Annotated in this window: 16 protein-coding genes; 3 read left to right on the forward strand and 13 right to left on the reverse strand. The window is 48.0% G+C overall.

The window, feature by feature from the left end:
- Window positions 1-259 precede the first annotated feature (259 nt).
- The gene (locus tag DSM107010_RS34970; RefSeq protein WP_127025170.1) at window positions 260-517 is read left to right on the forward strand and encodes a hypothetical protein; all 258 of its coding nucleotides are present in this window, start codon (window positions 260-262) and stop codon (window positions 515-517) included.
- Window positions 518-558: 41 nt separating this feature from the next.
- On the opposite strand, the gene DSM107010_RS34975 is transcribed toward DSM107010_RS34970, so the two are convergent.
- From DSM107010_RS34975 to DSM107010_RS35000, 5 genes are all read right to left on the reverse strand, one after another.
- A complete protein-coding gene (locus DSM107010_RS34975) occupies window positions 559-885 on the reverse strand; it encodes a hypothetical protein (protein ID WP_127025173.1) in 327 nt (108 codons plus the stop codon).
- A 231-nt stretch (window positions 886-1116) separates the two neighbouring features.
- Window positions 1117-1767: a hypothetical protein gene (locus DSM107010_RS34980; RefSeq protein WP_199755966.1), complete on the reverse strand. Its 651-nt coding sequence runs from the start codon at window positions 1765-1767 to the stop codon at window positions 1117-1119.
- A gap of 38 nt (window positions 1768-1805) precedes the next feature.
- Window positions 1806-2555, reverse strand: a complete 750-nt coding sequence (locus DSM107010_RS39060) for a hypothetical protein (protein ID WP_158631947.1) — start codon at window positions 2553-2555, stop codon at window positions 1806-1808.
- A gap of 68 nt (window positions 2556-2623) precedes the next feature.
- On the reverse strand, window positions 2624-3172 hold the full coding sequence (locus tag DSM107010_RS34995) for a PIN domain-containing protein (protein WP_106171624.1): 549 nt from the start codon (window positions 3170-3172) through the stop codon (window positions 2624-2626).
- 5 nt (window positions 3173-3177) lie between these two features.
- Window positions 3178-3648, reverse strand: a complete 471-nt coding sequence (locus tag DSM107010_RS35000) for a helix-turn-helix domain-containing protein (protein ID WP_106171622.1) — start codon at window positions 3646-3648, stop codon at window positions 3178-3180.
- Between the two features lie 499 nt (window positions 3649-4147).
- Between DSM107010_RS35000 and DSM107010_RS35005 the strand changes: the two genes are divergently transcribed.
- Complete coding sequence (locus tag DSM107010_RS35005; protein WP_127025179.1) at window positions 4148-4390, forward strand: hypothetical protein; 243 nt, start codon at window positions 4148-4150, stop codon at window positions 4388-4390.
- A gap of 12 nt (window positions 4391-4402) precedes the next feature.
- Here the strand turns inward: DSM107010_RS35005 and DSM107010_RS35010 are convergent, their stop codons facing one another.
- The 7 genes from DSM107010_RS35010 to DSM107010_RS35040 are packed head-to-tail and all read right to left on the reverse strand — an operon-like array spanning window position 4403 to window position 8574.
- On the reverse strand, window positions 4403-4951 hold the full coding sequence (locus tag DSM107010_RS35010; protein ID WP_146138788.1) for a ubiquitin-activating E1 family protein: 549 nt from the start codon (window positions 4949-4951) through the stop codon (window positions 4403-4405).
- Window positions 4882-5271, reverse strand: a complete 390-nt coding sequence (locus DSM107010_RS35015; RefSeq protein WP_158631948.1) for a ThiF family adenylyltransferase — start codon at window positions 5269-5271, stop codon at window positions 4882-4884. Before DSM107010_RS35015 ends, DSM107010_RS35010 begins: the two co-directional genes overlap by 70 nt.
- Window positions 5250-5948, reverse strand: a complete 699-nt coding sequence (locus DSM107010_RS35020; RefSeq protein WP_106169374.1) for a Mov34/MPN/PAD-1 family protein — start codon at window positions 5946-5948, stop codon at window positions 5250-5252. Before DSM107010_RS35020 ends, DSM107010_RS35015 begins: the two co-directional genes overlap by 22 nt.
- Entirely contained in the window at window positions 5935-6675 is a 741-nt protein-coding gene (locus tag DSM107010_RS35025) for a hypothetical protein (protein ID WP_106169373.1), read from the reverse strand. Before DSM107010_RS35025 ends, DSM107010_RS35020 begins: the two co-directional genes overlap by 14 nt.
- 27 nt (window positions 6676-6702) lie before the next feature.
- Window positions 6703-7515: a hypothetical protein gene (locus DSM107010_RS35030; RefSeq protein WP_106169372.1), complete on the reverse strand. Its 813-nt coding sequence runs from the start codon at window positions 7513-7515 to the stop codon at window positions 6703-6705.
- 6 nt (window positions 7516-7521) lie between these two features.
- Window positions 7522-7989 carry a hypothetical protein gene (locus DSM107010_RS35035; protein WP_106169371.1) on the reverse strand — a complete coding sequence of 156 codons (468 nt, stop codon included), beginning with the start codon at window positions 7987-7989 and terminating at the stop codon, window positions 7522-7524.
- A gap of 3 nt (window positions 7990-7992) precedes the next feature.
- On the reverse strand, window positions 7993-8574 hold the full coding sequence (locus tag DSM107010_RS35040) for a hypothetical protein (RefSeq protein ID WP_106169370.1): 582 nt from the start codon (window positions 8572-8574) through the stop codon (window positions 7993-7995).
- Between the two features lie 209 nt (window positions 8575-8783).
- Here DSM107010_RS35040 and DSM107010_RS35045 point away from each other — a divergent pair, with 209 nt between their 5' ends.
- Window positions 8784-9122: a type II toxin-antitoxin system Phd/YefM family antitoxin gene (locus DSM107010_RS35045; RefSeq protein ID WP_106169369.1), complete on the forward strand. Its 339-nt coding sequence runs from the start codon at window positions 8784-8786 to the stop codon at window positions 9120-9122.
- On the opposite strand, the gene DSM107010_RS35050 is transcribed toward DSM107010_RS35045, so the two are convergent.
- A complete protein-coding gene (locus DSM107010_RS35050; protein WP_106169368.1) occupies window positions 9123-10139 on the reverse strand; it encodes an RNA-guided endonuclease InsQ/TnpB family protein in 1017 nt (338 codons plus the stop codon).
- Window positions 10140-10243 lie beyond the last annotated feature (104 nt).

Consider the following 10243-nt stretch of genomic DNA (forward strand, 5'->3'; position numbering starts at 1 on the left):
GAACTTGCATCTGCCAGGTTTCAAGGTCTTTGGAATGATTAGTGTTTAAAACCACTGATTGCCGCCGATCTCCCCCGAAATTTTTCGCTCTCCTAGTAGTGCGAACGGGAATGAAAAAAGAGTCTAAGGAGAACGATGCGCCGCTACAGTTAGCGGCGCATCTTGGTAACAAAGGCAGGAGTTCAGGCGATCGCTTTTTCTTGGCAATCGCCGCTTAAATCTGTTAGCATAACTTGCAAGTTATGCTAACAGATTTTTTATGCACGACGAGCCAGAAGTCCAGGTACGACAACAAAAGCAGCACGCACGCCGTGTCAACACGCGGGAGGTAACGTTTACCTGTACCGTATGCGAACAGACAGTGACACAGCATCGGTTTCCTGGTCCTGTGCCGCTTTACTGTAGTAACGAGTGCAAGCAGACAGCCCGCCGAGAGCAGATGCGGGAACTCATGAGAGCGAGACGCAAAGCCGGACTATCAAAGAAACGTGGCAGACCAAGGAAGACAAATTTGTAAAAAAATGAGCTACATCAAAGAGAGTAGCTCATTTTTTCGGCTTAGGAAGCCCGTGCGATTCGCTCAGCCCGCTGTTGCTTGTGAGCGGCACGACGCTGTGAAAGAGCGTCGAGGTTCTTGAGTCCGTAAAACTTACGGGCTGCTGCCAACAGTTGCTCTAGGCTCCAGTCCGCATAATCGCTGCGAAAGTCAGCGTTGTGCTGCTCCCAGTCGAAGGTCTGTCCGTTGAAGCGAGCTTTTGCAGCCAGTTCCCGTCCGGACTCTTCCCTGAGCACTTCGATGACCATTAGGCGTACCTTTTCGGCATAGGAAATCGTTTGTTCCAGAGCAGCAGTGCGGATCGCAGTTTTAGCGGTGTTCTTAGCCATTTTCTTCTCCTTATTCACTATTGATTGGCTTTACTCACGAAAATCGCGTCGGCAGACGCAATCTGTCCAATTCAATCCATTTTGTAATTTCATTCGATTGAACTCGCAAAACCTGCAACCTGTGGTCGCCTCTGCCTCCAACTTCCACCGCTGTTTCACAAGAGTGCTAAAAAAAGAATCCCAGACTGAATTAAGGTCTGGGATTCCTTGCAGGCATCGGCAGAGTTTAGTTTATTCGAGTTCGATGTCGTCTCCCTCCAAATCCTCCATCTCTAAGCTGTATCCTGCATCCTCATCGGAGAGGTCTGCGAAGCCGCCTGCATTGGCGATGCGCTCTCGTCGGCGTTGTTTGTGTTGAACTCGGCGTTCTCGGATTTCGTCCAGGCTGTTCAACCCGAACTTGATACGTGCGTAGCGCATCAATTCCTTAAGGGAAGTTGCTCCGTAGTCCTTGCGGAACTGAGCGTTGAATTCTTCCCAGTCAAAGTCCTGGTTGCTGAACCGAGCGGCAGCAGAGAGTTCGCGACCTGCTTCTTCCCGCACTACCTCCAGCACCATCAATCTGATCTTCTCCTGATACGGAATGACCAGTTCCAATGCTGGTGTGTGTTTGCGCTGTTTGGTGGATTTAGCAGACTTACGGGTTGTAGTTGCAGTTGCAGTAGCCATGATTTTTTCTCCTTTTGGTTGTTTTAATGGCTCACGAGCATTGCGTTGGCAAACGCATTCCAGTTCAATTTCGCTTCGATTCGGTGCGTTTTGACGCTTGCTCAACTTCTTCGCAGCGATCGCCGCCAAGCCCGATCGATTCAAGCTGCCAGATTTAACAAAAAAAATCCCTGCATCTAGTCGGTCTAGATGCAGGGATCGAGCGATCGCCAAGTTTGCGATCGCATTGTTGGTTTCAGCCGATGCTTTCGCTATTCCAGCTCGTCGTCTTCCTCGTCCTCGAAGTCCTCATCGTCATCGTCAAGGTCATCCTCATCGTCCCCTTCGTCGAGATCGGACTCGGCTTCGGCATCGAGGTCGGACTCATCGTCGAGAACGCTGTCATCAAACTCTTCATCGTCACCTTCAAGGTCATCGTCTTCAGACTGCTCCTGGATGGCATTGCGTCGCTCCAGTGACTGCCTGTTAAACTCAACCAGATCGGCTACAGCTTGAGTCGGATCTTCGCTGATGGTGTCGTAGAAGTAACTCGCGATTTTCGCCATCACTGGAGCTGAATACTTGGGTGCTTCGGGCTTACCGAACAGGAGTACGAACACTTTAGTATTCCATTTTTGCCAGTCAAAAGTGCCATTGTTTTTGCGGACTTGGGTTTGCAAATCCAAGCCCATCTTTTCCCTCAAGGCATGGTAGACCTTCAAAGCCACTCGCTTTTTGCGATCGTTCAGGTTGACTTTGTAAGTCTTTTTGAGAGTTGCCGTCACCTGCCCAATCAAATCGTTCGCAGAAGCCGCAGGTTTGGCAGCGGCTTTAGTAGTAGCCCCAGACTTGGCATTGGCTGTAGCTGAACCATTTTTTTTGACAGTGGATTTAGTTGTAGTTGCCATAGATATGAACCACCAGATATTAAGGTTTACCACAACTAAAGCCACGGACGTGGCTTTCCCTTCGTCTACATTTCCTTGGTTTTCTTTACCTCCCCCTTTTCCTCCAATTTTCAATTTTTCGCGTATTTAGTTCTACCGGATGCAGATGACGATCGCTGCTGGAAGAGAAGTTTGCGGAATGGCTACCTAGAGCGAAAGCGGCTAACAAAGGTGGGTACAGACTTTTCTAAGAGGTTGAGTAAATCTGAAATAGACATAGGTGGTTTTCTTAGCCTACTCACTTGAGTCTGGAGTACTTCATGCATTGAGTCGGGAGATAAATCGTACAGGTAAGTCAAGAACCGATCTGCACTCTGGGCTTCAACCCGAAATTGACTTAGAGATGCGGCTGGGAAATGCTTGAGGTTATCTGTTACAATGACATGCGCTTTTGCAATTAAAGCAGCCGCTAAAACGTGACGATCTCTCGGATCGTTATCCATGCAGGGAATCAGGCGCTCCGTAACTGCAACCATTGCTTCAGGAAAAGCAGAGTTCATCTGTCTTTCTAAGTAAGCTGCCTGATGTTGGGTTATTTGTCGATCTGCTACTAAATTACGGATCGCTCCATCTAATATCTCTTGCGACCAATGCACCCGATACAATCCTGCATCAGCAGCACACAGCAGAGTGTCTCTCAAGTACATCGGGTAAAGAACGCAAGAATCGAGAATGACAGAAGTTACAGCCATTGACTCTACGGGTTGCTTTCTGTCGAGCGATCGTCTGCTGCTGCGTAGAAACCTAATTCTTGGCTGAATGCAGCTAGTCCGCTCAGAGCCTGATGGCGTTGGCTGTCTCTCTTGCGCTTGTAATCCATCAAGTCTTCAAACCGAATGCGCCGATGAGTGCCAACCATCATGTAGGGAATTTGACCCCCATCCAAGAGACTGTATAGATAAGGGCGCGAAACGTTGAGAAAATCAGCCGCCTCCTGGCTGCTGAAATAGCGATCGTATGGGACTAGCGAGATCGCCCTTCCCGCAGCCATCATATGGATGACTTGACGGAAAACCTGGTAAACGGAGTCCGGCAGGGGGATCTCTTCGCCATCTACACCAACAAGCTTAGGGTGAGCCTTCTCTAGCAATGCCTCTAGGTGTTTGATAGCTTGAGTGTCTGGCTCTGGTACGAAGACAGAATCGGGTAGTTCGATCGACTTATCCATAAGAAAACTGACGTTAGGGCGAACAATATCATTTCCAGTATATCTGTAATAAGTGTAATAAGAGAAATAAGTGTAAAAACATTAAGCTTCAACCTCTGCAACCGATTCGCCTGAAAACAGCTCCGATCTATTGATGATTTAATGGCTTTCATAGCCTAAACTCAACAAGGCTCTTTGTGTTGGGGGAAGTTTACGGTGGTGTTGGTGTTAGCTGTGGCGCAGTTGCATTCGCTGCTTTTGCCTTTGAATTTTGTGTATAGAATAGTACAAACGGCTTGGTTGTATACGTCTAGAAAAGCGATATAAGACTCTCCCCAACTCTAGGTTCCACCTAAGCACATTGTCAATTCCACTTTTGCTCGTATTAAGTTGCCACCCGATACTCCAACTGTTCTCAAACGCCTTATCGCGCTCGCTGCTTCTCCTACTTTTCCGCGTTGCTCCCCCTGCCCCAACTCTGACTTTTTTTTGCAGTAAACTTGTATCAGTCAAAAACACCATGCCGCTACCTCATCCCAGCCAACTGCCTAAAATAATTCCTGCCCAAGTCGCTCGGCAGCCTGGGTTTCAACTAGGACCAAATGATTGGATCGACTTAGACGACGAACCAATCCCGACATCTTCAGTCAATCCAACCAACAGCCAAACTCTGTACGCTCGCTACAACAAACGAGCAATTGCACTGCAAAACGAACCAGCCGACGAACTGTTAAATCAGCCAGATGGCATAGAATTGGTCTGAGTAAACGAGGCGTTAGCGAAGCGCGAGCGTAGTTATCGCATCATTCACGGCTTTGGGTGTGATGTATTGGTATTTTGTGCCACTACGCAGGTCGAAGTATGCAGCAAAACGAGTCAGTTCGCCGTTTACCAAATCCAGCGCTAGATCGGCTGCGATCGTTGCTGCTTGAGCATTAACGATCGGGCTTTGCCGATCGAGTCGTGCTAGTTCGGCACAAGACAATCGATTTTCCTGGAGTTCCTCCGGCTTGTCTACTAGCAGTTCGGGGGCTTGGATGCCTGGGCTGGGCAAACTCAAGCAGCCTAGCTTTGTCAAGCGATAGTCGTTTGGATCGATTGAGAGACTAGAGCCAACCAACACTTGCCCGTGACGATCGCCATTGCCAGCATCGATCCACCACACGCTTTTCTGGCGGCGATAGCGGTTGCAATCGAGCGCCTGATGGAGCGATCGCCGCCCAGATGCTCGATCTACACAACCCATCAAGACTGTTAGCGTGTTAGGGCGATCGCCCCCATAGGAATAGTAAGTAATCCACCATAGGAATAGTAAGTAATCCACTGGGGCTGGAAAGTTGATGGTATTGCCTCAATTTCCAGCTCGTGAGCCAGAGAGTAACGGACGGCTAGCGTTTGAGCCTTGTTGCGCCCGATTTCAGCTGAGCAAAAGCACTGTCGAATGGTATTTTTAGCTTCAACTCGATCTGGGTCTACCAGCGTAATTTTAGTTGGTTTGCCCGAACGAATTAGCTCTAGTGCAATTCTGACAATTAGCCCGACTAGGAACGACCCCGTTCCTCCACAACCAACAATCCAAAAGTGAACGCGATCGTAAACCAAGGTGACTGGAACAGCCTCTACTATGTCATAGTTGAGGGACATTGCGGTTTCTCCCATTGGTTGTAGTAGTAGCGGCTATCTTGCAAACCAAGATCCTCAAAGAAACACCCTCCTTTCAAGCCAAACACCCGATCGAGCGGTACGTGCCAGCAATGCCCAAACAACCCCACGCGCAAGAGCATTTGCGGTCTTGGGCTACGAACCTTGCCCATCACGCCATAGAGCCGAAACCCCGATGATTCGTCCCGATCGTCGGTAGGAGAGAAAAACGCTGACATTGCTCCATGCGAGTGAATTTCAATCGCTGCATTGCAAGTAGAGGAGTCAGCACTCGTATCAATTGGCTGACAGCTCGTCGTATCCTGCTTTTGTGAGGGAGTAACGAGCTGCCAATGCCCCCGAACCCACACCAAATGAAACAAAGCCTCTAGCAGGCTATCGGTTGCTGGGTCTGTCGTTTGACATGCCGCTACCCAAACGTGCAACAGCAATTCTCCAGGCACTAGCGGTTCTACTTTCAGGTAGGGATCGAGCGAGACTAGCCCTTTGAGAGGTTGGTAGTAGCCTAGAGGCATCAGCACTTCGATCCCAGGTCGAGCAGCTCTGGCGAAGATTCCATTCTGCCCGACCCAATACTCTAGACCGCTGCTGGAGAAATCTGGCAGTGGCAAGCTATAGGCAAACTGATGTCCGACGATGCGATCGTCAATCAATTCCATCAAGTAAATACTCCTGCACTAACTTGTCGATCGTCGTTGCTCTGCCGATAGGCAGTAGCGATCGCTCTGGTTGGGGATAGCGTTTGCTAGAGGTGCGATGTAGTTCTACAAGCTGTTGGCGAATGTCGTCTTGGTAAGGCTTCTGTTTGGATTTTCCCTTCACCAGCTCCCCCGAAAATTGGCTGCCGATGAATAATTCCCAAGTTGCCGAGATAGTTTGTCCGCTAGCAGCGGGAGGCTTGTTTTCTCCCCAGCAAATCTTTAAGTCGGCATAAATGTTTGGTAGGGGTGCGTGAAAGCAAACTGCATCTGGAGCGAACGCTTCAACCGCCACCGCACACAGCCAATACTCTTTCTCCAGTCCGATCAAGACCAGCCCTGGCAGCGGGACTGTCAGTTTTCCGATCGCACTCAAATCGATCCAGTGACGAGCGGGGGGGACGAACATGACAGCCCAATTGCCGCCCCAAGAGCAACCGCAGCGAACGACTCCTGGCGCAATCCAACCCGAATCGATCGCGGTATTGTTGAAGGCAACTCTCAAGCTGTGAGGTGACAAGCATTTATAGCGATAGGTTGGTGGGTTTGTTTCAACAAGTCGTTTGTAGAAATAGCGCCCTTGCGAAATAAAAATCGCTGCTTCAACTTTGGCGGTGAGCGGGTCGCCGAGAAATTCGTCAATTACGGCAGATTTGATCGATTGAATATCTGCTGTCTCGTCATCCATTGCAGTCAAAAAATAGATTCATTCGAGTTAATTTGTGATGAAATAGGCTTGGTTCCATAGTTCCAGTACAAGATTGAAATGTGCTTGTAAATCTTGTCCCAACCAATTTGTAAATTCATTGCAGCACTCGATCGCTTTGAGCGCTCGATGCCATTGGTTGGTCAGAAATCGAATCGATGCCTCAGTCCAAGGATATTTGCTGCTATAGTCCGAGCCGTAACAGTAACTGCACTGTTCGTCCAGCCAAACATTCCCCGTGTTTTTATCCAAGACGCGCAGGACTAATGGCAGAAATTTGAACGGAGTGCCTGCTTGAAGGCAGCGTTTTCTCAACAAGTCTTGAGGTACTTGTTCGGGGACTTGAATTGTTTGAATCGAAATCCCAAATTCCAACTCGTACCACTCGGCTAAATCTCGGTCAATTGATGTTAACCAATAATAGCCTTCACTACTAAGTGGAATGAGGATCTTCCACTCATCCACTAGCCCCTCAATGCTGTCTTCACACTGCCAATTGATTCCCTTATCTTCAATGGGAATATATTCTAGTCGTTGCTCGTATGCCCACTCCATTGCCCATTCTGGAAGTGGAAAGCAATGCTCGTAGAGCAAATCGAGCAACTCACGCTCTCGTTGACTGTGTCCTTGTCCTACAGGGAGAGTAGATGCACGACTGGCAACAAACTGTTTTGGGAAGAACACCTGATACAGATGCAGCAGTTGGTAAACGTTCCGCTTAGCTTCCAGAATTTCTAGGGCTTGAAAACGGCTCGAAGGCAGTCTTTGCAGATAGTTTTGCAACCGATAAATGGCTGCTTCGGAAGTGATTGGGATGTCCATGCTGACTTAAAATCCAACTGGAATCGTGCTAACGGACGGGGAGTGGTCGAGCCTTTTTAGGGACTGCTTGACTGAATTCGACCAATGCTTCGAGCAGTCGATCGCCGTCTCAATCTGTTCCACGATAGCTTGAGCGTTGCAAGGATTAATCCCCTGCAATAACTCGATTTTTCGTAATTTAACGCACATCAAAATAGCAGGGTCGATCTTAGACGATACTGCATCTAAAGCTGCTAAGACCGATGCAGTAGTTGGCAAGTTATAAGATGGTTCAGCTGTCCCTTTTGTCCCCTTTTTCGGCACAATTTTAATTTGACTTGGCGATCGTTGAATTTCTGCTGCTGCTAGTTCGGGGCTAAGTCCACTAAATAACATTCGCAATAAGTCATCATTTTGGGCAATCGATCTGCGTACCCAATGCTGCTGTCCTTCGAGCAGAACGAGTAGTTTGTCTTCATGAGTGTCGTCGATCATTGTTTAAAAGAGTGAAATTTGAGTGGTTTTGTCCGAGGTTTGTTGTTTGGTTTCAACTGAAGGTTGAGTTGAACGATCCGACCTTCGGGACGAATTAGTTGATTTTGCTTTTGGCTGCTGGCGCTGATAGCGAATTTTCCGCAGCGGCAGGTCAGCCTTAAGCTCCGACAATAACTGAGTTAGAACAGCGGGTAATTCTCCCAACTCTGATTCGCCCACCAGGTTAGAAATCGGGAAGTCATCGTGACTGGATGCTGCAATCAATACCTGCCTTTCTTTGGTATCCGAATTTAAGGGAAGCCAGACGAGCTGCAATCGAATCGGGGTTTCATGCCAGCGATACGAACGCCCTTTCTCGCTGCTATGTTGCAATGTTTGAGATGTTGCAGCCAATGCCAAGGTGCTGGCAGGTTGCTCTAAAAGCTGCAAAAACTCTTGACCAGCTTGCCACCGCTTGCGATCGAACAAAAGTCCATGTGCCTGAAATCGGGCTTCAGGGGAAGTGTCAGTTAAATACTCCTCAAGCTGTTTCTGTTTGACTGCAACAGCTTGAGCTGCTGCCTCTAAGGTAAGCCATCGTGCCATATTGTCAATTAGTAGCTGTCAGTTGCAAATGGCGGTAGCCAGCAGCTTGCTCGAAGTTCGCGGTTTGTAGCGGCAGCGATCGAGCGTTCAAAATGCGATCGAGCGTTCCATCCCAACGGAGCGATAACTGCGTTCAGCTCGAATAGCGCCTCTAACTACTTTTGCTAAAATCTGAGTAAAATTGATGTACGTAATCCTGTACGTTATTTATGTTCTCCTACGAAATCACTTCCCCAACGGATGCGAGGAATAGCTTCTTTCAGTTATTAGACTCTGTGGTGGAAAACCATCAGGTTTTTATCATCAAACGGCGCGAAGGAGAAAATGTGGCGCTGATTGCCGAATCAGACTTAACCAGTTTGGTTGAAACAGTGTATTTGTTGCGAAACCCTGCTAATGGTCGTCGCCTGCGCGATGCGATCGCCGAATCAAAATCGGGCAAAATTCAGCCTCAGACAATAGAAGAACTACGGCAGGAGTTAGGAATTGGCAGCGAAGAGAAAGAAGAAGAGTCAACTGCCGCGCCCATAAAGGGACGCAGCTTGTAACTAACCGAGGTCATCGGTTGAAACAAAAGGGTTATTGACTGAACCCCTAAGTTTGAGAAAATCCTCACGAATATTAATCGCTGCGTTATGGTCTGCCAAAAGTTCTGCGTGGCATTTCTTGCACTTAAAATCCTTTTGGGTCGGGCGATTACTTCGCGAAATATGACCGCAAGAACTGCATTTTTGGCTCGTAAATCTAGGGTCTACAAAACCTATGGCTATACCTTTGGCTTCGGCTTTGTAAGTGACAAATGCTTGAAACTGCGCGAAACTCCAACCGTGCAATCTACGGCGTTGAGATTTACGAACTTTGGCTCTACCGCGAATATTTGTGAGGTCTTCAAAAACTATTGTTGCGCCTTTGCCCACCGACTGTACCAAGCGTTTACTCAACACATGGTCGCAGTCGCGGCGAAACCGTGCCTGTCTACTAGACAACTTCTTGAGATGTCGTTTAGCAGATTTTGTGCCTTTGCTAGTCAGGCGACGGCGCAACTCAAAAATTCTATCCTCTACTTGTTTCCAATGTTTCTCACCATAAAAAGTTCCTCGACAATCAGTAGCGGGAGAGACAATACCCAGGTCAACACCAACCGTTTCATTGATTGGCGTAACTTTAGGGTTATCAGTCTCCATTACTATATGCAACCACCAGCGCCCTTTTTTATCTCTAATCAGATCGGCGCTGGTATTTTTCCAACTCAAATATTGGCGATAGTATTGGGCTAATTCAAAAATGAGCTTGATCCGACCGCCAATAGCCAAAATAGTAACTTCGCTGCGGTCAAACCAAACTGTGTAAGACCGAGCATCATACCTAATTGGGCAACGCTTAGACTTAGGGCAAGAAACATTCTTTTTCTGTCTCAAGAGCTTGTTGGCAGACTTCAAAGCTTCACATGCTTTGACTCTAGCTGCACAAACCAATTGCGATGGCAATCCTGTTCTAGCCCGATGTTCGTAATACGTTTGTTTGTGGAGCGCTACGCCGTTGGTAATCTTGTCATCCCATCCCAATTGACAAACAGCATTAAACGACCAAGTATAGCAATCCTAAATAGGATGTATGGTTATCCATACATAAATGCCTTGTCAAAAGTAAAGTATTGCTGATGGGTGAC

Origin of the sequence: Chroococcidiopsis cubana SAG 39.79 (assembly GCF_003991895.1) — a bacterium.
Classification (GTDB): domain Bacteria; phylum Cyanobacteriota; class Cyanobacteriia; order Cyanobacteriales; family Chroococcidiopsidaceae; genus Chroococcidiopsis; species Chroococcidiopsis thermalis.

What these genes read in the sequence shown, in the direction of transcription:
- DSM107010_RS35035 (WP_106169371.1), bottom strand. Translation starts at nt 7,989, where the DNA reads ATGATCGACGACACTCATGAAGACAAACTACTCGTTCTGCTCGAAGGA.
- DSM107010_RS35030 (WP_106169372.1), bottom strand. Translation starts at nt 7,515, where the DNA reads ATGGACATCCCAATCACTTCCGAAGCAGCCATTTATCGGTTGCAAAAC.
- DSM107010_RS34970 (WP_127025170.1), top strand. Translation starts at nt 260, where the DNA reads ATGCACGACGAGCCAGAAGTCCAGGTACGACAACAAAAGCAGCACGCA.
- DSM107010_RS35025 (WP_106169373.1), bottom strand. Translation starts at nt 6,675, where the DNA reads ATGGATGACGAGACAGCAGATATTCAATCGATCAAATCTGCCGTAATT.
- DSM107010_RS34975 (WP_127025173.1), bottom strand. Translation starts at nt 885, where the DNA reads ATGGCTAAGAACACCGCTAAAACTGCGATCCGCACTGCTGCTCTGGAA.
- DSM107010_RS35045 (WP_106169369.1), top strand. Translation starts at nt 8,784, where the DNA reads ATGTTCTCCTACGAAATCACTTCCCCAACGGATGCGAGGAATAGCTTC.
- DSM107010_RS35020 (WP_106169374.1), bottom strand. Translation starts at nt 5,948, where the DNA reads ATGGAATTGATTGACGATCGCATCGTCGGACATCAGTTTGCCTATAGC.
- DSM107010_RS35005 (WP_127025179.1), top strand. Translation starts at nt 4,148, where the DNA reads ATGCCGCTACCTCATCCCAGCCAACTGCCTAAAATAATTCCTGCCCAA.
- DSM107010_RS35000 (WP_106171622.1), bottom strand. Translation starts at nt 3,648, where the DNA reads ATGGATAAGTCGATCGAACTACCCGATTCTGTCTTCGTACCAGAGCCA.
- DSM107010_RS35040 (WP_106169370.1), bottom strand. Translation starts at nt 8,574, where the DNA reads ATGGCACGATGGCTTACCTTAGAGGCAGCAGCTCAAGCTGTTGCAGTC.
- DSM107010_RS34995 (WP_106171624.1), bottom strand. Translation starts at nt 3,172, where the DNA reads ATGGCTGTAACTTCTGTCATTCTCGATTCTTGCGTTCTTTACCCGATG.
- DSM107010_RS35015 (WP_158631948.1), bottom strand. Translation starts at nt 5,271, where the DNA reads ATGTCCCTCAACTATGACATAGTAGAGGCTGTTCCAGTCACCTTGGTT.